The organism is Pseudoalteromonas ardens, assembly GCF_030125445.1.
Classification (GTDB): Bacteria; Pseudomonadota; Gammaproteobacteria; order Enterobacterales; family Alteromonadaceae; genus Pseudoalteromonas; species Pseudoalteromonas ardens.
The window spans coordinates 1-20,737 of sequence record NZ_JASJUV010000013.1 but is presented as its reverse complement, the minus strand read 5'-3'; the positions used below and the strand labels follow the sequence as shown (position 1 = coordinate 20,737).

The following is a 20,737-nucleotide window of genomic DNA, read 5'->3' as shown; positions in this document are numbered from 1 at the left end:
CTCTTTTTGACGCAAAATTCATTTCGAGATCGGCGACATTGGTGTACCGATAGGCTAATATCAGTTTTGTGGCCTCTACAAATTACCCATTAGTCTACTCGGTGCAAATCATGGAGTTAAGAGGAAATACCGATTTTATGCCCAAATTTTTACGGCACAACGCTCAAACTGCTTTAATTATCATCGCATCCCTGTTATCTGGTTGTTCAACAGACAGCTCAGATGCGTTGCTGACCGTTGAACATGCCGCACGTGGTGCATTTGCCGCGGCTATTTCACACGATGGGCGTTACAGTTTAGTGTCATCCATCGAACATGGTGTGGTTTTATGGGATAACACCACCCATGGTTTAAAATATCAGTGGTCCCAGTCCCAGCAAGCGGATGAACTGGTGCACTCTCTGGCCATTGCCCATGATAACTCCAGCGCCGTCACCGCAGCCAACGATCGCTTTGCAATCTGGCGTTTGTCCGATGGACAAAATATTGGTTATTACCAGATTGAACAAGGCACCATTCGCGACATCGCAATCAGCAACGCAGGCCGCTATGTCTTATATGGACGCAGCGACAATGTGGTTGTGCATCTCGACTTAGAAAGCGGCAGGCGCATAGAGTTCCTTGGCCACCAAGAAAAAATTAACAGTATTGCCTTATCACCCAATGGCCACTTTGCGCTAACCGGCGCAAATGATTACAGCGCCTACTTTTGGGATACCCGGACCGGCCAGGTTATTCATAGATTCAATCATCCCAGCCGGGTCACTAAAGTCGCCCTGGACCCCCAGGGACGCTACGCGTTCACGGCAGACAGTATGAAAAAGGCCAGCATCTGGCAACTCACATCAGGTGAAATCAAAGCGCAATTACAGTATATTGCGCGGCAGAAAATATTCAGTGCCGTGCGCTTTAATCAGGATGGGCAGTTCATTGCAACTGGCTCGCCAAACAGACAGCTGACCCTGTGGCAGGTTGATAGTGGCGAGAAGCTGGCGACCTGGCGCGTCAAACCACGCGAGGGAAGCCGACCTAAGTCTGCTGTTGTTTTTGACGTGGCGTTTATCGGGGATGATGAAACCCTGCTGACAGAGAGCTCCAGCGGCCTGTTAGAACAATTTGCAAGAGAGTAACCATGACAGACCTCGAAGATCGCATTAACGAACTGGAAGCCAAAGTGGCGTTTCAAGACGAAACCATAGAGATTTTAAACAACGAACTGAGTGCGCATCAGGCACGTCTGGCAATCATGCAGCGGCAGATTGAGTTACTGGCAGAAAAAATCAAAGAAGGCAAAGATCCAGGCATGATGCCCCAGCATCAGGAGCCGCCTCCACCACATTATTGACCCGACTACGGAGCCGAGCCATTTGGGCTCCGATTATTCTGGCCTGAATACCCCGATAACCTGCTCAAATTGGCGTGTTGAGGCCTGAACAGCTTCTTTCGGCTGTGTCATGATGTGACCACACTTCACACATTCCACCTTTTCCACGTCATGTTCTTTGTACAACATCATGACATCAGCTTCGTGACACTCAGGACAAGATGCCCCTGCAATAAAGCGCTTTTTCTTTCTCACCTTTAGTTACCTCAGGTTAGCTGATCCGTAAACGGTTCAGTTGACGATTCATATCACGGGCTGCGCGCCCTGGGCGGCTATTTTATCCTATATTCTCCGCTGTTGATACGCTTGGAGTGTCCGTAGGGATCCGTGTTATGATGGGCGCATTAGTAAACAGTGATGTAACGGTATGATCCAGCTTTCGAATATTGAACTTATGCGCGGTGGTAAAACGCTGCTTAAAAATGCCAGCGCCACCTTATTTCCACAGCACAAAGTGGGTCTGGTCGGCGCCAATGGGTGTGGCAAATCCTCCTTGTTTGCGTTGCTCAAATCAGAATTACATCTGGATGCGGGCGAACTGCAAATTCCGAAAGACTGGTCCATTGCATCCGTAAAGCAGGAAACGCCCGCACTGGCTGTCAGTGCGCTGGAATACGTGCTACAGGGTCACCCTGAATATTATGCGCTGCGCAGTGCACTGCACAGTGCCGAGGCATCGGGCGACGGTGCCGAGCAGGCTCGCCTGCATCAACAGATAGAAGTGGTTGGCGGCTACTCAATAGAAGCCAAAGCCGGTGAGTTATTACATGGTCTGGGTTTTAGTAATGCACAGCTTAACGATGCGGTCAGTGCCTTTTCTGGTGGCTGGCGAATGCGTCTCAACCTCGCCCAGGCATTGATCCGCGATGCCGACCTGTTACTGCTGGATGAGCCGACCAACCACCTTGACCTCGATGCGGTCTACTGGCTCGAACGTTTCTTAAAAGCCTATCAGGGTACTCTGGTTCTAATCTCACACGACCGGGAGTTTCTCGATGCAGTGGTCGATCAAATCTGGCATGTGGACCAACAGCAGCTCAACGTTTATAAAGGCCACTACTCCCAGTTTGAACGCCAAAAGGCCGAGCGCATGGCGCAGCAACAGGCGTTATACGAAAAACAACAAGCCACCATTGCCCACCTGGAGCAATTTATCACCCGGTTCAAAGCCAAAGCGAGTAAAGCCAAACAAGCACAGAGCCGGGTTAAGGCCCTGGAGCGCATGGAAAAGCTGGCGCCCGCCCATGCTGACTCACCGTTTAGCTTTGAGTTTAGCAACCCAGATAGCATGCCTAATCCGCTGATGACATTAGATCAGGCCCAGGCCGGATATGGTGATGTGACTATCTTACACAAGATTAAACTGAATCTGGTGCCAGGTAGCCGTATCGCCCTGCTGGGCCGCAATGGTGCAGGTAAGTCTACGCTGATTAAGCTGCTTGCCGGTGAACTGTCGCCGCAAGCGGGAGAGGTATTTCAGCATCAGGGGCTGAAGATTGGCTATTTCGCCCAGCATCAATTGGAATCGCTTGACCTGTCTGCCAGCGCGGTTACCCACATACAGCGTCTCGACCCGCAGGCCAGTGAGCAGTCACTACGCGATTTTCTGGGTGGCTTCGCCTTTAACGGCGATAAGGCCCTGGAGCCGGTCAAACCTTTCTCTGGAGGCGAAAAAGCACGTCTGGTGCTCGCCATGCTGGTGTATCAAAAACCGAATCTGTTACTGCTGGATGAGCCAACGAACCACCTGGATCTCGAAATGCGCCATGCGCTGGTGATGGCATTGCAAGGTTTTGAAGGAGCTATGGTCACCGTATCGCACGATCGCCATATGCTGAAACATACGGCCGATGAGTATTACCTGGTCGATCAGGGTGAAGTGAGCGCCTTTGGTTATGACTTAGATGCCTACTACCAGTGGCTACTTAATGCCAATAAAGAAGCCACGCGCAAAGACAGCAACGAAGACAAGGCCCACTCAAGTGTTAATCGAAAAGAACAGAAGCGTCTGGAGGCGGAATTCCGCAAGGCCGTGCAACCTCTGAAAAAATCCATCGACAAACTGGAGAAAGAGCTCGATAAACTCAGCGCGGCACTTGGGGAAGTTGAAACGGCATTGTCTGATAACGACCTGTACTCTGAGCAAAATAAAGGGAAACTTAGTGAGTTGCTGGCCCAACAAGCGAAACTCACACCGCAGTTAAACGACACCGAAGAGGCGCTGCTTATGGCTCTCGAAGAGCTCGAAGAAAAACAGACCCATTTTGAGCAAAGTGGCGAGATATGCTAGACGCTGCAGATTTCTGGACTTATGCCTGCGCGCAATATGCGCGTGCAGGCATGCAGGATGCCCTGCTCACACTGCAAGATACTGAACACAAAAACGTCAACCTGATTTTACTGTTGATGTACCTGGACGCACATGATCTGTCACTTACTGTAGCGCAGGTTCAGGCATTACACGCGCTGTGTGATGCATTTGACCGCACCGTTTTGCATCCCCAGCGTCAAATACGCCGCATCTTAAAGCAGCAACATCAGCACTATGAGGCGTATGCTGAGCTGCGTCAGCACATGCTCAATGCTGAACTGGCCCAGGAAAAGTACCAGCAAGCGATGCTTATTGACTACCTCAATCAACAAACACCACAGCAAAACCCGCACCCAGATAACCTGACACACTACCTGAGTCCCACCCAAAGGCTCACTATCCGCGCAAAAACATGATCGGGATCAAGCAATTTACCGAGTTCTGAATAGGGCCCCGGGAAACTTGATCTTGATCATATCTGCGCTGTGCATGCTCGACTAAGATTACTTCATCGACAAATCAGGAGGCACAGACATGAACGTATTCTTCAGAGACTTTTTTACTGACCCAGTGTTATTTCTCTCTTTCGGCATCTTGGGCGTGGTAATCGTACTGTGTTGTTTCTACGTCTACTACTTCATCAAGAAAGTGCAAGAAGCAGAAGTACCTGAGTAAATCGTCGACACTCTTTTATGTTATTCGAAACATGTTGTTGAAACGTTAAGCAATTAGTTCCCGTTCTAGAATTAAGCACGACGCACAAAGCACCTTATCAGCCCAGCTGATCGGGTGCTTTTTATTATACCAATTTCACTTAATACCTGTTCAATTTGAAGGAGCAAATAGGACGCTAACGGCGTTAAAAATTTCTCATTTAGAACCTTATACCCTAGACATAGGTTCACAAAATTTTCGTCTCGCCTATTAGGGATGTAGGTGCCTCAGCGGTAGCAGGACGCGGGAGCGGTGTTATCGACCCTATTTTCTCGCCTCAAAATAGAACACTTAATTAAGCAAATTGGTATTACCCGAACATTCTTTTGGTTATTTCCCGCAGTTTGATACACTGATGGCATTTTCAGGCTCATCATCCCCCGCTTTTTGATTGGCGTCACACGATGCGATTTTTCTTTTGGGTGCATACATGAGCCTCACCGTCGCAGAGGTATTTACAGGAAATACAAACCACATGTTAAAGCCGTCAGAGTTAACCTTTCAACCCGCCTGGTGGATGCGCAACCGTCACCTGCAAACCATTTTGCCCCGTCTGTTCAGGCCAACCCTGAAAGCCGATGTGCGCTACGAGCATCTCGAGACACCCGACGATGACTTTTTAGAGCTGGCCTGGGCGAATAAGGGTAATCAACAAGCCCCACTGGTTGTCGTGCTGCACGGACTTGAAGGTAACATCAATAGTTTTTATGCCAAAGGGCTGCTACAGGCACTCACCACTGCCGGATTGGACGCCGTACTGATGCACTTTCGCAACTGCTCACGTCAGGTGAACCGTCAGCCCCGGGCCTACCACAGCGGTGAAACCAGTGATCTGGCATTTTTACTGCAAACCCTGAAACAACGCTTTGTTGACCGTCCCTTGTACGCAGTGGGATTCTCACTGGGCGGCAATGTACTGGCCAAATATCTTGGAGAACAAGGTCATGACAGCCAGCTGGATGGGGCCGCTGTGATCTCTGCACCCTACCACTTGTCTTCTTCCTGCCAGGTGATCCGCAAGAGCTGTTTTAAACTGTATCAAAAATATTTGCTTGATCGCATGAAGCGCTCCTTTTCACGTAAGTTTGATCAAATAGAAGGGGCACTCCAGATCGGCCGAGATGAGATTCAGCAGATCCGTGACCTGTGGCAGTTTGATGAGCGGATCACCGCACCATTGCATGGTTTTAAGGGCGCAGAAGATTACTACGCCAAAGCCAGTGCGCAACCCTATCTGAAGCAGATCGCCACCCCAACTCTGTTGATCCATGCCGCCGATGATCCCATGCTGTCGACCCGCGCGATCCCAACTCAGACTCAGATCAGCGATCAGGTTACGCTGGCAGTGTCGCCACAAGGGGGCCATGTCGGCTTTATTGCCGGACGCAATCCTTTCAAGCCCGTTTTCTGGCTTGAGCAAATTGTCCCTGCTTATTTGCATTCACTACTAAATCATCGAGTTTAAATAAATTATGATCATTCCATATCAGCAACTGGATCCCGCCACGCTAAGCAATCTGATTGAGCATTATGTGCTGCGTGAAGGCACCGACTATGGTGACAGTGAAATCAGTACAGAACGTAAAGTCGAGCAGGTTCATGCTCAGCTTAAGTCAGGAGAAGCTTTGCTGGTTTATTCCGAACTGCATGAGTCCGTCAATATTGTCTCAAAAGCCCAATTTCAGGCGATGCAGACCGAGGAATACAACTACGACTAATTTCGGTCAGTCCCACAGGCTAACCGACAGAATGGATTGTAGATAAACGCCAACTTGCTACAATCGACACACACTACAAAGAATAACAAGGTCAATCCATGAAGTTACCCGCTACACTCTGCGCCCTGGCTTTAAGCCTGTCGAATGCCTACGCCAGTGATATTAAGGTATCTGAGCGCGCCCACCGCATCGCTCAGCAGAACCTGCTGATAGACACACACATCGACGTCCCTTATCGTATCAAGGAGCACTGGGAAGATGTCACTAAGGCCACGAACAGCGGCGACTTTGATTACCCCCGTGCCGTGCAGGGTGGCCTGAACGCTCCCTTTATGTCGATATATATTCCTGCAAACCTGGAGTTTGAAGGCAAAGGTAAAAGCTACCAACTGGCGAACCAGCTAATAGATGGCATGGAAGCGCTGGCGCAGCGTGCGCCAGATAAATTTGCTATGGCCTACAATACCAAAGATATCCTTCGTCAATTTCGTGAAAAGAAAATCTCGGTTGCAATGGGCATGGAGAACGGCTCCCCCATTGAAGGTGATATAAATAACCTGAAGCACTTCTTTGACAGAGGTGTACGATATATCACTCTGGCTCACTCACAAAGCAACCACATTTCTGACTCGTCATACGACATTCGCCGTAAATGGAAGGGCTTGAGCCCATTTGGTAAAAAGCTTGTCGTGGAAATGAATAAGATTGGCATGCTGATTGATGTCTCACATATTTCTGATGCAGCCTTCTATCAAGTGATGGAGTTGTCTAAAGTCCCAGTGATTGCATCACATTCCTCATTACGTAAATACACCCCAGGATTTGAGCGCAATATGGATGACGATATGCTCAAAGCCCTGAAAAAGAATGGCGGCGTCATTCAAATTAACTTTGGTTCAAGCTTTGTCACAGCCAGCTCGCGCAGTTGGTACGACCAACGTAATGAAGCGGAAGCGCAAGCAACCAGTCAGGGTAAAAGTAAAACCGATTTCAGAGCGGCATATCGTGCGAAAAATCCGTTCCCATACGCCACTTTGGAGCAAGTACTCGATCACATTGATCATGTCGTAGAACTCATTGGTATCGACCATGTGGGAATTGGCTCCGATTATGACGGTGTGGGTGATTCATTGCCTATCGGATTAAAAGATGTCTCTACTTATCCTAACCTGGTACAAGGTCTGTTGGATCGCAACTACACCGAAGGACAAATCAAGAAAATACTGGGTGGCAACACCCTGCGCGTATGGCGTCATGCAGAAGAATACGCAAAACAGTTTTAACCTGCTGTGAGAAGTGGCCCTGCCACTTCTCCTTCTTCCTGCCAAGCTCGTCTTACCTCCCTATCTCTAAGGCCTTTTCGCACTGCCCCAACTCAGATCAGCGCTACGTACGAACAATCCTAATTAACGAACAAACAGCCTGATGAAACCCGACACAGAAACACTGACATGACAGTAATAAAACTGAGCAAGCGCATTAATAGTCTGAGTAATGAGGTAAAACGTAAGAGAATAAGATTAAATAGAATATTAAATGGGTAGTAACGAGAGGGCTTAGATATAAAGTTATAGAAAAATAAGAAGAGTGAACCGATGACCTTCGGCGTTACCACTTAGGAAGTGGTTGCGGGAGCCCTTGATTTATGAAGAGCGAACCGACGACCTTCGTCGTTACCACTCAGGAAGTGGTTGCGGGAGCCCTTGATTTATGAAGAGCGAACCGACGACCTTCGTCGTTACCACTCAGAAAGTGGTTGCGGGAGCCGGATTTGAACCGACGACCTTCGGGTTATGAGCCCGACGAGCTACCAGGCTGCTCCATCCCGCGCCTGTATGTTCAACGTTTTACTTCTGTTGAGAGAAGTGGTTGCGGGAGCCGGATTTGAACCGACGACCTTCGGGTTATGAGCCCGACGAGCTACCAGGCTGCTCCATCCCGCGCCTGTATGTTCAACGTTTTACTTCCGTTGAGAGAAGTAGTAACCACTCAGAAAGTGGTTTCGGGAGCCCTTGATTTATGAAGAGCGAACCGACGACCTTCGGCGTTACCACTTAGGAAGTGGTTGCGGGAGCCGGATTTGAACCGACGACCTTCGGGTTATGAGCCCGACGAGCTACCAGGCTGCTCCATCCCGCGCCTGTATTTTCAACGTTTTACTTCTGTTGAGAGAAGCACTTAAACAGTATTTTATGAGGCTTAATTTGCCCTAACTCTTTAAGAGGTCGCTATAATATAGAATTGATTTAATATTGCAAGGACTTAATCGAGAAAAGGGCACCAACCGCTCAAAAAGCAGTCAAACCACCCTATTCTAACGCCCGAATATGACATTTATTGTCTTAGCGGCCAAAACGACCACCAGGCTATTGCTCTCTCTGATGCGGATTAATCAACTTCTGAAACTGCCAGTCGGGATGACCCATCACAATGAAATCGGGGTTTTCTGTACTTTCTCTTTGATTGTATGTCAGCGGGTTAAACTCAGCATCGGTGATACAACCTCCAGCTTCTTCAACAATCACCTGTGATGCCCCTGTGTCCCATTCACCGGTCGGTCCAACCCGTAAAAAACAGTCTGCCTTTCCTTCAGCCACGATGCACGCCTTAAGCGAACAAGACCCCAGTGCCACCGTATCAAACTGGCTGTTTAAATACTGACTTACGGCCTCAATTTTTTGTCTGCGGCTTACAGCCAGAGTCAGGGTACTTTTTGGGGCGACAGAAATCGGCTCATCACGCCCAGCAATACGCTTAAACGCACCACCCTGATGAGTAGCAAAATAGGTCACGTCTTTTGCCGGCCAGTGGATCACACCCAGTACAGGCTGATTGTTTTCAATCAGCGCGATGTTGACTGCAAAATCGCCACTTTCGAGAATGAACTCTCCGGTTCCGTCCATAGGATCCAGCAGCCAGTAACGTTGCCAGTGTTGTCGATTTTCCAGCGGGGGGATCGGGGTCTCTTCAGACATGATTGGTACATCCGGGGCCAGTGCTTGCAACCCCGCAGTCAATACTTCATTCGAAGCCAGATCGGCCGCCGTTACCGGTGTATGATCCGACTTTTCCCGCGCACCTATGTCGTCTTGCTGATAGATGGCCATGATCGCTTGCCCTGCCTGTTCGGCAAGGGTAATACAGGGCTCTAAAAATGACTGCATTAAGCCTCCGTTGTCAGGTACTGTTGTAGCAACAACAACGCGGCGACACTGCGGGCTTCAGTAAAGTCAGGTTGGCTCAGTAACCCTTGCCATTGCGCCATGGGCCACTTTACCACCACCAGCGGTTCTGGTTCATCACCGGCCAATTGCTCCGGATATAAATCCTGGGCCACTAAAATATGCATTCTGGCGTTAAAGTAGCTGGGTGCTAATGATAAAGTTTTCAAATCACAAAATTGATGAGCGCCAAAGCCAACTTCTTCTTTTAACTCACGGTTTCCCGCCTCAATGGGGGTTTCCCCCGGATCAATCAGCCCTTTTGGAAAGCCAAGCTGATAATCATGTGTCCCCGCGCAATATTCTCTCACTAATAGTAGCTCATTTTCGGCTGATATGGGCACTATCATTACAGCCCCCCGACCACCGCCACGAACACGTTCATACTCACGGTGCTCACCATTAGAAAATGACAGCGACAATGATTCAACGGTAAAGAGCTTACTTTTTGCGACAACCTCAGAGGCTATTATCTCAGGGGGAATTGGGTGCTTTTTCTGTGACATAGAGATTATTTTGCTATCATGGCGATTAACCTCATCATAAAGCCTTTACAGGTAAATGCCTATGTTAAATTGGTCAAAGATCGATACTGTGTTATTGGATATGGACGGCACATTACTCGACCTGCATTTTGATAATCACTTTTGGCTGGACGTGATCCCAAAAGCCCATGCCGTTAAGCAAGGCCTGACACTGGAGCAAGCCCGGGCTGATATCCTCGCGCGCTACGAAGCCGTCATGGGACAAATTGAATGGTATTGCCTCGATTACTGGCAACAGCAACTCCAATTACCCATTATGGAACTCAAGCGCGAGATCCAGCATCTGATTTCTGTTCGCGAAGATGTGCCGGCATTTTTGCAAGCATTAAAAGCAGCCGGAAAAGAGTTGATTTTACTCACCAATGCGCACCCGGATAGCTTAAGTCTTAAAGTAGAAAGAACCCAGTTTGACCAGTACCTGGATAAATTAATTTCAACGCACAGCTATGGGGTGAGTAAGGAAAGCCAGCAGCTATGGCAGCAGGTTCAGGCTGATCTGGGGTTTGATAAAGACCGCACCTTATTTGTCGATGACAGTCTGGCGGTGTTGGCCGCCGCAAGAGAATATGGCATCGGGCATTTACTGGCCATCGCGAATCCGGATAGCCAGCAACCTCACAATGACATCACTGACTACCCGGCCATTTGCGACTACCGCACGTTACTACCGATCAGCTGATCAACCTGGGTAGCGTGCTTGCAAGCCCTGATATACCAGCTTAGCAAAGTCTGGATGTTCTGTATCCAGGCTTTTCACAACTTCAACCAGGTGCTCATTGTCTTCTTTGCCATGCCACTCTTTGATGTAACTGCCATCTTTATATCCATGGTCCTGGCGGAAGAAGTTCAGGGTATTTTTACCCACATATCCCCGATATAGGTCGTCGATGCTCATACCAATCTGCTGCATACACCCTGCAAAAGCGGCGGCATTGAAGGTTTTGTCGGCCACAGCCGATGCAGCAAGCACTTCCAGCGTTGCCTTAAAATCTTCGGCATACAAAGGCTGAGACAACTCACTATCCAACTGTGCTGCCAGTGCCTCATAAGTCGTTTCACCGTCAATGCGCAGTGACAGGCCAAAGTGGAAAATATCGACCAACTCCAGGATCACTTGCTCAGTATCCGGGGTTTGTTTTTTCCACCATTTCCAGCCGTAGTGGTCCAACATTTCTGCACACTCAACCCAGATGGCCCGGTACCATTCAAACCCCTGGCTGAACCATTGCTCATGCACTTTGGTATTCATGGCATTTTGCATCTCTAGCATCACAACCAGCTTTGCACTATTCGCAGACATATTTGGCTCTCACTCTCACAATTCAGTCAAAGCGCTATGATACCCACACAGTGGTGCAAATGCCACGATGAAAGCTTTTTTGCTCTGCCCCGTTCTATTAGGAGTCATAAATACATTTTTGAGGTTTTACATGCGATCCATACTTCTTGCGATAACACTCTCAGTCTCGCAATTACTGTCTTTTTCTCTGTCAGCTGCACAAGCCACTAACATCAGTGATCACCCGGAGAAAGTATCACCTTTGCTTCCTGGCCTCACAGCCCCTGCTTTAACGCTTCAGGATAACAATGCCAAGGCCATCGATCTGAGCAAGCTGTATCAGGACAAAACCACTGTTTTGGTGGTGTACCGTGGTGGCTGGTGCCCATATTGCTCTCGTCAGCTGGCTGGACTACAGAAAATTGAAAAGCAGATTGTTGAGCTCGATGCACAGATAGTGGCGGTTTCACCCGACAGCCCACAAGCATTGAGTAAAAGTACCATCAGTTCACCCAATTACCGGTTACTCTCGGATAACCAGCTTGCTCTAACTCAGGCACTGGGACTGGCATATTACCTCGATGACAAAACCGCAAAGGCCTATCGCGACCGCATGGGTGTACAGTTTGTCGATCTGGATGGCAAAAACCGAGTGGCGCTGCCGGTGCCAGCTGTCTTTGTCATTGATAAGGCGGGCCTGGTACAGTTTCAGTATGCCAACCCCAATTACAAAGTACGTCTGGAAGAAAGTGTGCTGCTGGCAGCGGTCCGTGCCGCCAGTAATCTGAAATAACGACAAGCGGGTTTGAGCCCGCTGTTAATTACCTATTTTCCAGTCGGTTGTAGTCAAACAATCCGTACTCCACACCCCGCACGTCACGGGCAACACGGTGCAATAAGTCACTGTATTGCCAAAACTGCGGGTGTGTTCTGCGGATCCCAAATGTGGCTTTTAGCATCCGGTAATCCGACTCGCTACGTACCTCACCCAGCTGTTGCACAAAAGCGTCTATATGCGCCTGATTCGGCAGGTGCCAGATAGCTTCCGGGTAGTCGCCGATAAACCCTGGGACCACAGTCGCGGTGTCTTCCTCATACGCGCGCTGGCCTTCTTCGTTCAGCAGGCTCGAAATATTAAAGTGTGCATTATGGTGGATCAGGGTATAAGGCTTATGCTCACCTTTACTATCGACAGCCAAAATAAACGACACCTGAGGCAGCTGATTAATCGCGCGTACGGGCAGTGTATTGAGTGGTTGCAGTGCTGGCGGAACAGCGGTGTAATCATAGGCCTCATTCAGTACAGGCTTCAGATGCGCTTTTAACATGTCATACAGCTCTGCCTGTGGGTCGTTGCTGTGATAGTGGATCCCAGATGGTGCACCCAGTAATGACTTGCGATTAATGAACTCACTGAGGCTCAGATGAGATTTGCGATACCAATGTTGTTTAATCGCCTGACGATGACTCAGCGGCAGCAAATTCAGAAAGTTCTGCTCGCCTTCGAGACGCAGAAAATCCATGTATAAGCGGGTCACCAATTGATGGCCAATATTCCCATACACATCAAAGCCCGCGACCAGTAAATAATGGATCCGCTCAAACAACGCATAATCCAGCACCCAGGTGGTTTTGGGGGCTTGCCCAATGAACCCTTTGACCACAGTGGCGCTGTCAAAGTGGCGGAAAATGGTCAATGCCGCATTCTGATTATGCCCTTCTCCTTGCCAGATCAGGTCAAGGTTGAGTTGCTTGCCATCGGCAAATACCTGATTAGACAAAGCCGTTTTTGCTTCCAGGTAATCATGCTGGCGCTTGGCATACTTCGCCCAGCTGGATAATGGCAAAACATTGCTCTGCTCAGCCGCCGGTAAGATCAAATCATCATCATGACGGGTCAACAGTTGTGCCACAGCCGGCGAGGCATTTTTATCAGGATCGACAAAAGCCACCCAGAAGTGGTCATTGATCACGTTCAGGGCAATCTGACCCCGACACACCGGGCCTTTAATAAAGCCTTTGACGATCAATTCCGCCTCATCGAGCATAAACTGATACCGTGACTTCACGGGGATCGCTGCAAACACTTTAAAAGGGTTCGCTGCCAGTTTAGGCGCGTAGCCCGGTAACTGCGACACCTGATAATCACTGTGAATAAACTGCGTCTGCAGCCGCGCCAGTTTGTCGTCATTCAATGCCAGCGGCATATGCGTTTTAGACAGGATAGTGCTGCGCACCTGCATCAAGCGATAGTAAACCCGTGCGACTTTGGGATCATCAAATGGCCTGACCGTCGCAATCAGTTCAATGGGTTCACCCGGCGGCGTCTTAGAACGCACAAGCTTAAAAAAGGCATCGCCATCCAGGTGGTCAAAATAAGCATTCGCCAGATACCAGTGCTCATAAATGTATCGGGCGGCAAGGCGAGACTTATTGTCATCCTGGTTTAAAAAACTTTCCCACTTTGCAACGGCCAGTTGCTCATCCGCATTGGGTGGGGCAATCTGACTCATTGGTGAGCCTTGCTTAATCCACTGTGTGAGTTGTGCGAATTCACTGTTCGTCAGTGCAGGCAAGCCATAGGGCATCCCTGCATGCGGCTGCTCTTTGGCATAGTCCGGGTATTCATCCATTGTCGGACAGGTCTGCGCTCTGTCTAATGAAAAGTCATAATGCTGAGGCAGCAGCCCTTGCTGAGCAAACGGCTGAGTATGTTTGAGTAGCAAGCTGTTATACAGCACACTCGCATTGAGGTTGGCATACTCGGTTTGCACGCGCTCGTTGAGGATCGGGGTAAACCCCTTATCGCGCCATTGTGACGTAGACTGTGCATCGAACAGCAAACGGGTTGGAGACTCGGCCAGCAAGCGGGTACCATCATAAACCCGGGTTTTACTTACCCCCCGATCAATGCCTTCTGGAGAGCTCAGTTTAAGCTGACAAGGCGCATCATAACAGCCGTGGCACACCACACACCGGGAGTCCAGGATCGGTTTGATATCGCTCAAATATGCTGCGCCATGCGGCTCTGATTGTGGCTGGATACGCTGCTGCACCTGCTGTGGCCCAAACAAATCATCGTAATGATTCATACCCAATGCCACACACCCACTTAAGAAAGTAACTAAGCCAATCAGTATCCAGCCCGATCTGCGCATTACTCGTCCTCTTCGTCATCAAGCCCTAAATCGAATGTGGGCATCATTTCCATTGGTGGAGAAACAAACATGACCTGGCTTTCACAGCTTAAAACAGCACTCAATACCGGACCGTGATTAAGCAACAACTGCGCCTGATGGCCATGGCTCAAAACCTCTGCCACCTGGTGTTCGATATTACTGATCTGATAACCCTCAAGCGGAATGCTCACACTTTGCTCAGGCGCAGGGTTCTGACAAAGATTGGCCAATAGATTGGCATCCAGAATAACTTCCAATGTCAGGTCGGGCTGCGCAATGTCGCGCTCCGCCAGGTTATCATCCAGTTTAAACAGAGGCAGGTTTAGCGGGGTGTTTTCTTGAAGTTCCATGAAAATTAGCTCATTTATGCAAATACCTGCCCGAAGTTTAGCACAACTTTGCCCCTTTCCAGTGCACTATCCTGCCCTTACCAGGGCAAGCGGTCACCATTGGCGTGCCAGAATCCCCCACTGGTTTCCAACGTTAACTCGGCGATACGCTGGATTAGACGCTGCGCGGCGTCTGTCGCAGAAATATCCCCGGCAAAATTGACCATCTGCGTTTGTACAAACCCCGGGTGAAGCAAAGCCACGGCAACCCCCTGCGGCTTCAGTTCATGTGCCAGACTCACCCCAGCCGCGTTCAGAGCCGCTTTGGACATACGATAGCCAATATAAGCCCCCGATCCGTTGTCCTCGATGGAGCCCATCCGGCTGGTGATCATCGCCACCTTGCTCCCCGCAACCAAATTACGCTGCAACGCATGTGTCACGCGCACTGGAGCAACAGCATTGACCATCAGCTGCTGTTCCAATGTTGTAAAATCCATCTGTTGCAGGGTTTCATTGTGAAAAATACCAGCATTATTAATCAATACATCAATAGCCTGATCTCCCAGCGCTGAAGATAAGGTGTGAACATCTTCAGCAATGCTTACATCAATACCATCAAGGATGGTTACATCCAGGGACTGTAGTTCATCCGACGTTCGACGTACAACCGCCGTTACCCGATCACTCGCTGCTACATAGTGTCGGCATAACTCCAGACCAATGCCACGGTTGGCTCCGGTGATCACCACATGTTTTGACATATCTTTCTCCCATTTATTTGTCTGCACTCACATTAGCATATCTGCCATTTTATAGATTGCAGTGATTACTTTCAGCCTCGGCAGGTTCTGCTACCTTTAAAGAACGCCAGTTAAGGGAGTACACTCTTGCCACGCTATTTCATCCTGCTCGCCCTGTTATGGCTGCCAGCTGCGTTTGCGAACACCTACCGTGTCAACATCAGCGAAGCTTTGTCATATACACTGGGGCAGCAGCAAATCACAGCGATGTTCAGCGCCATTTATGCGCCATTGGGGATCCAACCAGAGTTTGAATTTTTGCCCAGTGAGCGTGGTCTACACTTGGTAAATGAGGGGGAACTGGATGCCGAAGCCGGACGCGTTGACTTAATTGGTGCACGCTATGCCAATTTAATTGCTGTGCCTGCGCCACTCGGCCAACTCAAATTAATGCTGCTATGTACAGATCCAAAGTACTGTGACCTGTCTTATGAAACAGACCTGGCCATCATTGCCGGTAACCTGATCACGGTTTGGTTTTGTCAGCAACACCAGCTCAATTGTAATCGGGTCCAGAATGACATATCCGCCTATCAGGCACTGAGCCGCGGCCGCGTCAATCGGATATTAGCCACCGATAAATACGCTTTAGGCTCTCTGTGTGAATCCGGACTCACTACGCTGTATAGTAAAACGGCCTCAGAGCGCACTTTTACCATCTACCATTATGTCCATAAAAAGCACCGGGCTCTGGTACCGAAACTCAGTGCCCACATAAAGGCAATAAGAAAAAGCGGGCAACTCAGGCAATATGCAGAACGACTGGAAAACGCCTTTTCTCAGTGTCAGGGGCAGCTGATCTCGTTAGACCCAAGTACAGATAGCCACACCTGAGCCGTATGTGAGCTAAGGTTCAATGTCATGCATTTGAGATTGAATAATTGAAAAAACAGCCCCCTGAGGATCTGTGATCACGGCAAAACGACCAACCTGAGGGATATCCGTCGGCGGCACACACACTTGCCCTCCCAGTGTTCGGGCTTTATCGGCCATGGCATCGCAATCCAGCACCGCAAAGTAGGTCATCCAATGTGCAGGGATCTCATCTCCCCACTCTTCGCTCATCTGTAACATGCCCGCCACAACCGTGTCGCGTGCGCTGAACAACACATAATCCATGCCTTCCATCGGCTTATCTTGCGCCTGCCAGCCCAGCAAAGCGCTGTAAAATGCCCTGCTTCTTTGGCTACTCCGTGTCGCCAGTTCAAACCAGTAAGGCACATTAGCTTCCAGTTCACGGTGACACCCCGGGTGCTCTTTTGCCTGCCAAAGCGCAAAGTGGGCCCCTTCTGCGGGCTCCTGTAACATCACCATTCTGCCCGCTTCAGGCACATCATGGGGGCCGGCAATGATTTCAGCGCCCAGTGCCTGCGCTCTGTCAGCCATCTCATCCACATTCTCAACCGCGATATAACTCAACCACTGACTCTGCGCACCCGCTTCTTTCTGTTGCGGCATCATCTGGTACATAGCTGCAACATCATCACCCTGCTTTTGCAGCATAGTATAATAAGCGCCCTCTCCAATCGGTTGGTCATCAAACCCCCAATCAAAAAGTTGCGTATAAAAGGCTTTCGCCTCCTGCCAGTTGCTGGTGCACAGCTCTGCCCAACAAAACGCCCTCACCCGGTTATAAGAAACTAATGCCATATTGCACCCACTGATAAAATGTCATTCACCGATTAAGTGAAGCACTGGATGCACGATAGAGCAATAATTAAGTCACCATGCGTCTAATAATGCTGGACAAACTGCACACCCAACTCATGGTTTTCATAATCACGATTACGCTCTAGTTTAAAAGACAAGTTAAACATACTGTCCTGAGTCATAAACCAGCTCAGAGAGGTATTTAAGTAATGGCTGCGGCTTGACTCGGCGACCGCACCGCTTGTCGCCCCCAACTCCAGCGTAAATTTACTGTCTACCAGAATATCCGCCGATAAGCCTGCAATGGCTTTGATATAACCACGAGTATGACGTACATCCGATGTCAACCCACCACCCACTAACCAATATCCCAATATATCTCTGTGGAACTGATGTGATTTGCCAGCAAGACCAGAGAGCTCCAGCAACGACTTTTCATCGAGCTGTTGCGTTTTTTGTGGCCGGTATCCAAAGTACACTTGTGAAGACAATTGCCCAAATGCAGGCAAAGAGGCTGCTAACGATCGCGCTTTATAGAGCGTCAGCTCATCCAGACTCAAACTTTGCGCCTCAAAATCATACGCCAAGACGGTATAGCCCATTTGCAATTCTGATTCCGACAAGTACTGGCGATTATCACTTTGCAAAAAATGCCCAGCAGGTAACCAGCCTAGTTTGATAACATCATGACCGTTTCTTTGCCTTGCAAATCGCAGATCAAAAGAAGAATCTTGGGGGGCCTTAGTCGGCATTTTATGATGCATCAGATTCAGCTGATGCTGATCGACTTCAGCCTGAAGGTGCGCAACATGCGTCTGTTTATCCTCGGAAACAGGCAAGTATTTCAGCGATCTCACCAGGTACTCTTTCTCAAGCGGTGTTAATGACACCTGCTCTATGACAGACAAATCACTGGTAAGCAACTGTTCCAGTTTGGTCAGACTCGAGGCAGGTAGTTCATCGGACATGGCATGCACGAGCCATAAATCCGATGCATCGACATGAATTGTGTCTATTTGCTGATGTGTTTTAGCTGCCTTAACAACATCCAAAGGTGACACAATGCTGCCTTTTTCATCAAGAATATCAATATTGAGCAGAGCCAATAGTTCCAGAGTCATCGTAGCGCAATTATACGATTGAAAATAATATACTAACTCTTTGCCTTTAAGCTCCCATAGGTGTAACTGCAGTAACGATAGCTTTTCAGGATCTGCCTTTAATTTATATTGCCACAAGCTGCGTTGTTCAATATCACGATACTTCACCAAATCTTTGGCAAATGGCCGCACAGAGAAAAACCCAGGCATCCCCGTATAGGTACTCTCAACCAGCAGTTTAAGTGGGTTGAATGTGGTGATTTCCGTGAAATAAGCCAAAGAGTGGGCCACGTCCGTCCCTTTGTGATTTTTGCCTTCGGCCTTAAAAAAGATATGCCCCATCATACTGGATGCAGACGTCACCACTTCTGATGCAAAAACCAGGGTCAGTGAATCAAAGGGAACATAATCAAGAAACTTTTGTAATTCAGGGCACTGCTGTGCCATATCGGAAGAGAGTGTCCGCCCGGTGGCCTGCGATATCAGCGTCACTCGTGCAGGAAACTGGCAATAAGCAAGACGAAGATCTTCATTCATTAACGCCAGTGTTTTATCCAGCTCAGCCTTTGCCGAGAAGCGGCCAGACTCAGCAGAAAGTAAAAACTGCGGGTCCTCGATCTGAGGCATACCATTGTCATCTAGATGAAGTAACAGATGCCACTGTTTTGAATCAGCGAGACGCTCCAATGGCGCTGTGGTAAGGGCAACAGCCTGACCAGCAAATAAAAAAAAAGCTGTTATAAAACAGCTTAATATTTGTTTCATACTTGAGCTACAGCTTAGTTATCACACTGAATTTCTACGTTTTCTTCATAGTCCCACATTTTACCTGTTGAGGAATCTGTGGTTGAACCTAGCAAGCCACCGATAAGGATATTACCGAAAAATGCAGGGGTGACAGATTTCTTAACTGGTGTTTCAGAAGCACAGCCCGCAGCAGTGGTTCTGATCACTTTATCCTGACCGTCTCTTAGTACCTGAACGGCACCTGGAGTGCTTGATTGATTGCCATCAGCAGTCACTTCAACAACTTTACCTGTGTTTGTTGTTACTTGAATAGTTTGCATATCAGAAGTCATAACGCTTGCGCAGCCAGACAACATTACTAGTGCAGCAGCAGGGATAATTGAGTATTTCATTTCCATTTATCTTTATATTAAAAAAGTTACCCAAATTCTACACATAGCCAGAAACCTGTCAATAAAAATGTTCATTATACATTCAGGCAACATGAATAATCGAACAAACATCAACCACCTCTTTGTTAATATTGAACTTTTAATATTAATGAAATAAACAACCTATTCGTCAAATGCGAGAATAAAACTACTCATAGCCAGGCTGACACAGCGTATTGAGTGATTATAAGATCCTATAATAGCCTTTAATTAATCAGGTTTTTTCTCTCTTTTCCGATTTAAATTCATGCCTAATTATATTCATTCTACACTGTATAAATCGCAACAATGGTCACTTTGTGTTACGCGATAACCCATCACCTACCGTCTAACCTGATGCTTTTTTCGCTTCTCTTTTTGCAACGGCAACGAATGAAAGACCAAAATATCTGGAATATTTTTGAACAGCTATGCTGGCTCGAAGAGCGTAAGGCAGGATGCCTGAAGTCACCACCGCTTCTCAGCATGAGGAGGTGAGTGCACGGACCCACATGGATGTGGGGAAGTAGAATAATGCAGGAGCAATTATCGAGATGCGCGATGGGCGTCGCTACAAGGATGTACTTCCACACCGCATTTTCCATTGCTATATTTCAGGCATTAAAAAAGGCCGCCTAAGCGACCTTTTTCACAGTGTTACTGCAATCTGTAGATTATTCTACGATTGTAGCTACAAGCACCTACATTACCCTGTGGAAGGCGCCACCTATCGTGCAAAGGGCTAATGACAAAGTGCTTGCACTGGCATTTCCTTTACGCAAGAGCGACGAGTGAACGACAAAAATATCTGGAATATTTTTGAACAGCTATGCTGGCTCGAAGAGCGTAAGGCAGGAAGCCTGGAGTCACCGCCGCTTCGCAGCATGAGGAGGTGAGCGCAAGGACCCACATGGATGTGGGGAAGTAGAATAATGCAGGAGCAATTATCGAGATGCGCGATGGGCATCGCTACAAGGATGTACTTCCACACCGCATTTTCCATCGCTATATTTCAGGCATTAAAAAAGGCCGCCTAAGCGACCTTTTTCACAGTGTTACTGCAATCTGTAGATTATTCTACGATTGTAGCTACAAGCACCTACATTACCCTGTAGAGAGCGCCACCTTCACATGATGACTTTCATTCAGGCATTAAAAAAGGCCACCGAAGTGACCTTTTTTACAATGCTTATTGCATCACTACTGTTGATTACTCAACGATAGTTGCTACAACACCAGCACCAACTGTACGGCCACCTTCACGGATCGCGAAACGTAGACCTTCGTCCATCGCGATTGGAACGATTAGCTCAACAGTCATCTTGATGTTGTCACCAGGCATTACCA

22 protein-coding genes and 3 tRNA genes are annotated in these 20,737 nt (G+C 48.5%); 11 read left to right on the top strand and 14 right to left on the bottom strand.

The window, feature by feature from the left end:
* Positions 1-137: 137 nt before the first annotated feature.
* Positions 138-1,130: a WD40 repeat domain-containing protein gene (locus tag QNM19_RS23815; RefSeq protein ID WP_284027290.1), complete on the top strand. Its 993-nt coding sequence runs from the start codon at positions 138-140 to the stop codon at positions 1,128-1,130.
* 2 nt (positions 1,131-1,132) lie between these two features.
* Positions 1,133-1,345, top strand: coding sequence for a SlyX family protein (locus QNM19_RS23810; RefSeq protein ID WP_010386991.1), 213 nt, complete (start codon positions 1,133-1,135; stop codon positions 1,343-1,345).
* Positions 1,346-1,378: 33 nt separating this feature from the next.
* Here the strand turns inward: QNM19_RS23810 and QNM19_RS23805 are convergent, their stop codons facing one another.
* The gene (locus QNM19_RS23805; protein WP_010386993.1) at positions 1,379-1,579 is read right to left on the bottom strand and encodes a YheV family putative zinc ribbon protein; all 201 of its coding nucleotides are present in this window, start codon (positions 1,577-1,579) and stop codon (positions 1,379-1,381) included.
* Positions 1,580-1,751: 172 nt separating this feature from the next.
* Here QNM19_RS23805 and QNM19_RS23800 point away from each other — a divergent pair, with 172 nt between their 5' ends.
* The 6 genes from QNM19_RS23800 to QNM19_RS23775 all read left to right on the top strand — a co-directional run bounded on the left by QNM19_RS23800 (position 1,752) and on the right by QNM19_RS23775 (position 7,410).
* On the top strand, positions 1,752-3,674 hold the full coding sequence (locus QNM19_RS23800) for an ATP-binding cassette domain-containing protein (protein ID WP_284027289.1): 1,923 nt from the start codon (positions 1,752-1,754) through the stop codon (positions 3,672-3,674).
* Positions 3,668-4,111 carry a TIGR02444 family protein gene (locus QNM19_RS23795; protein WP_049865987.1) on the top strand — a complete coding sequence of 148 codons (444 nt, stop codon included), beginning with the start codon at positions 3,668-3,670 and terminating at the stop codon, positions 4,109-4,111. Before QNM19_RS23800 ends, QNM19_RS23795 begins: the two co-directional genes overlap by 7 nt.
* A 118-nt stretch (positions 4,112-4,229) precedes the next feature.
* Positions 4,230-4,370 carry a DUF3149 domain-containing protein gene (locus tag QNM19_RS23790; RefSeq protein ID WP_010386996.1) on the top strand — a complete coding sequence of 47 codons (141 nt, stop codon included), beginning with the start codon at positions 4,230-4,232 and terminating at the stop codon, positions 4,368-4,370.
* Positions 4,371-4,884: 514 nt separating this feature from the next.
* Positions 4,885-5,874, top strand: a complete 990-nt coding sequence (locus tag QNM19_RS23785; RefSeq protein WP_049865988.1) for a hydrolase — start codon at positions 4,885-4,887, stop codon at positions 5,872-5,874.
* Positions 5,875-5,881: 7 nt separating this feature from the next.
* The gene (locus QNM19_RS23780; protein ID WP_049865989.1) at positions 5,882-6,127 is read left to right on the top strand and encodes a YheU family protein; all 246 of its coding nucleotides are present in this window, start codon (positions 5,882-5,884) and stop codon (positions 6,125-6,127) included.
* Between the two features lie 98 nt (positions 6,128-6,225).
* Positions 6,226-7,410: a dipeptidase gene (locus tag QNM19_RS23775; protein ID WP_049865990.1), complete on the top strand. Its 1,185-nt coding sequence runs from the start codon at positions 6,226-6,228 to the stop codon at positions 7,408-7,410.
* 470 nt (positions 7,411-7,880) lie between these two features.
* Here the strand turns inward: QNM19_RS23775 and QNM19_RS23770 are convergent.
* The 5 genes from QNM19_RS23770 to nudE form a co-directional block, all read right to left on the bottom strand.
* Positions 7,881-7,957, bottom strand: a tRNA-Met gene (locus tag QNM19_RS23770).
* A 36-nt stretch (positions 7,958-7,993) separates the two neighbouring features.
* Positions 7,994-8,070: transfer RNA gene (locus tag QNM19_RS23765), tRNA-Met, on the bottom strand.
* A 119-nt stretch (positions 8,071-8,189) separates the two neighbouring features.
* Positions 8,190-8,266 (bottom strand) — tRNA-Met (locus QNM19_RS23760).
* Positions 8,267-8,493: 227 nt separating this feature from the next.
* Entirely contained in the window at positions 8,494-9,291 is a 798-nt protein-coding gene (gene cysQ / locus QNM19_RS23755) for a 3'(2'),5'-bisphosphate nucleotidase CysQ (protein WP_010387000.1), read from the bottom strand.
* Positions 9,291-9,854, bottom strand: a complete 564-nt coding sequence (nudE, locus tag QNM19_RS23750; protein WP_010387001.1) for an ADP compounds hydrolase NudE — start codon at positions 9,852-9,854, stop codon at positions 9,291-9,293. The genes cysQ and nudE overlap by 1 nt, the downstream gene beginning before the upstream one ends.
* A gap of 61 nt (positions 9,855-9,915) precedes the next feature.
* On the opposite strand from nudE, the gene yrfG reads away from it, so the two are divergent.
* Positions 9,916-10,572, top strand: a complete 657-nt coding sequence (yrfG, locus tag QNM19_RS23745; RefSeq protein ID WP_125564760.1) for a GMP/IMP nucleotidase — start codon at positions 9,916-9,918, stop codon at positions 10,570-10,572.
* Here yrfG and QNM19_RS23740 read toward each other — a convergent pair whose 3' ends face one another.
* Positions 10,573-11,193 (bottom strand): dUTP diphosphatase, encoded by a 621-nt coding sequence (locus QNM19_RS23740; RefSeq protein ID WP_284027288.1) that lies wholly within the window; start codon positions 11,191-11,193, stop codon positions 10,573-10,575.
* Between the two features lie 130 nt (positions 11,194-11,323).
* Between QNM19_RS23740 and QNM19_RS23735 the strand changes: the two genes are divergently transcribed.
* The gene (locus tag QNM19_RS23735; protein WP_049866328.1) at positions 11,324-11,965 is read left to right on the top strand and encodes a peroxiredoxin-like family protein; all 642 of its coding nucleotides are present in this window, start codon (positions 11,324-11,326) and stop codon (positions 11,963-11,965) included.
* A gap of 28 nt (positions 11,966-11,993) precedes the next feature.
* Here QNM19_RS23735 and QNM19_RS23730 read toward each other — a convergent pair whose 3' ends face one another.
* The 3 genes from QNM19_RS23730 to QNM19_RS23720 form a co-directional block, all read right to left on the bottom strand.
* A complete protein-coding gene (locus QNM19_RS23730; protein ID WP_284027287.1) occupies positions 11,994-14,330 on the bottom strand; it encodes a fatty acid cis/trans isomerase in 2,337 nt (778 codons plus the stop codon).
* Entirely contained in the window at positions 14,330-14,701 is a 372-nt protein-coding gene (locus tag QNM19_RS23725; protein WP_049866329.1) for a hypothetical protein, read from the bottom strand. The genes QNM19_RS23730 and QNM19_RS23725 overlap by 1 nt, the downstream gene beginning before the upstream one ends.
* A 77-nt stretch (positions 14,702-14,778) precedes the next feature.
* The gene (locus QNM19_RS23720) at positions 14,779-15,444 is read right to left on the bottom strand and encodes an SDR family oxidoreductase (RefSeq protein ID WP_049866330.1); all 666 of its coding nucleotides are present in this window, start codon (positions 15,442-15,444) and stop codon (positions 14,779-14,781) included.
* 126 nt (positions 15,445-15,570) lie between these two features.
* On the opposite strand from QNM19_RS23720, the gene QNM19_RS23715 reads away from it, so the two are divergent.
* Entirely contained in the window at positions 15,571-16,317 is a 747-nt protein-coding gene (locus QNM19_RS23715; protein WP_049866331.1) for a type 2 periplasmic-binding domain-containing protein, read from the top strand.
* A gap of 12 nt (positions 16,318-16,329) precedes the next feature.
* Here the strand turns inward: QNM19_RS23715 and QNM19_RS23710 are convergent, their stop codons facing one another.
* From QNM19_RS23710 to QNM19_RS23695, 4 genes are all read right to left on the bottom strand, one after another.
* Positions 16,330-17,133 carry a VOC family protein gene (locus QNM19_RS23710; protein ID WP_284027286.1) on the bottom strand — a complete coding sequence of 268 codons (804 nt, stop codon included), beginning with the start codon at positions 17,131-17,133 and terminating at the stop codon, positions 16,330-16,332.
* 83 nt (positions 17,134-17,216) lie between these two features.
* Positions 17,217-18,998: a lipoprotein N-acyltransferase Lnb domain-containing protein gene (locus QNM19_RS23705; protein WP_284027285.1), complete on the bottom strand. Its 1,782-nt coding sequence runs from the start codon at positions 18,996-18,998 to the stop codon at positions 17,217-17,219.
* 14 nt (positions 18,999-19,012) lie between these two features.
* Complete coding sequence (locus QNM19_RS23700; RefSeq protein WP_049864267.1) at positions 19,013-19,372, bottom strand: hypothetical protein; 360 nt, start codon at positions 19,370-19,372, stop codon at positions 19,013-19,015.
* Between the two features lie 1,228 nt (positions 19,373-20,600).
* A partial coding sequence (locus QNM19_RS23695; protein WP_465251002.1) for an EF-Tu C-terminal domain-related protein occupies positions 20,601-20,737 on the bottom strand: 137 nt, incomplete at its 5' end.

Coding starts and splice junctions, on each gene's coding strand:
- yrfG (WP_125564760.1), top strand. CDS start 9,916: ATGTTAAATTGGTCAAAGATCGATACTGTGTTATTGGATATGGACGGC.
- cysQ (WP_010387000.1), bottom strand. CDS start 9,291: ATGCAGTCATTTTTAGAGCCCTGTATTACCCTTGCCGAACAGGCAGGG.
- QNM19_RS23740 (WP_284027288.1), bottom strand. CDS start 11,193: ATGTCTGCGAATAGTGCAAAGCTGGTTGTGATGCTAGAGATGCAAAAT.
- QNM19_RS23795 (WP_049865987.1), top strand. CDS start 3,668: ATGCTAGACGCTGCAGATTTCTGGACTTATGCCTGCGCGCAATATGCG.
- QNM19_RS23705 (WP_284027285.1), bottom strand. CDS start 18,998: ATGAAACAAATATTAAGCTGTTTTATAACAGCTTTTTTTTTATTTGCT.
- QNM19_RS23790 (WP_010386996.1), top strand. CDS start 4,230: ATGAACGTATTCTTCAGAGACTTTTTTACTGACCCAGTGTTATTTCTC.
- nudE (WP_010387001.1), bottom strand. CDS start 9,854: ATGTCACAGAAAAAGCACCCAATTCCCCCTGAGATAATAGCCTCTGAG.
- QNM19_RS23775 (WP_049865990.1), top strand. CDS start 6,226: ATGAAGTTACCCGCTACACTCTGCGCCCTGGCTTTAAGCCTGTCGAAT.
- QNM19_RS23800 (WP_284027289.1), top strand. CDS start 1,752: ATGATCCAGCTTTCGAATATTGAACTTATGCGCGGTGGTAAAACGCTG.
- QNM19_RS23780 (WP_049865989.1), top strand. CDS start 5,882: ATGATCATTCCATATCAGCAACTGGATCCCGCCACGCTAAGCAATCTG.
- QNM19_RS23810 (WP_010386991.1), top strand. CDS start 1,133: ATGACAGACCTCGAAGATCGCATTAACGAACTGGAAGCCAAAGTGGCG.
- QNM19_RS23730 (WP_284027287.1), bottom strand. CDS start 14,330: ATGCGCAGATCGGGCTGGATACTGATTGGCTTAGTTACTTTCTTAAGT.
- QNM19_RS23720 (WP_049866330.1), bottom strand. CDS start 15,444: ATGTCAAAACATGTGGTGATCACCGGAGCCAACCGTGGCATTGGTCTG.
- QNM19_RS23725 (WP_049866329.1), bottom strand. CDS start 14,701: ATGGAACTTCAAGAAAACACCCCGCTAAACCTGCCTCTGTTTAAACTG.
- QNM19_RS23815 (WP_284027290.1), top strand. CDS start 138: ATGCCCAAATTTTTACGGCACAACGCTCAAACTGCTTTAATTATCATC.
- QNM19_RS23785 (WP_049865988.1), top strand. CDS start 4,885: ATGTTAAAGCCGTCAGAGTTAACCTTTCAACCCGCCTGGTGGATGCGC.
- QNM19_RS23710 (WP_284027286.1), bottom strand. CDS start 17,133: ATGGCATTAGTTTCTTATAACCGGGTGAGGGCGTTTTGTTGGGCAGAG.
- QNM19_RS23735 (WP_049866328.1), top strand. CDS start 11,324: ATGCGATCCATACTTCTTGCGATAACACTCTCAGTCTCGCAATTACTG.
- QNM19_RS23700 (WP_049864267.1), bottom strand. CDS start 19,372: ATGAAATACTCAATTATCCCTGCTGCTGCACTAGTAATGTTGTCTGGC.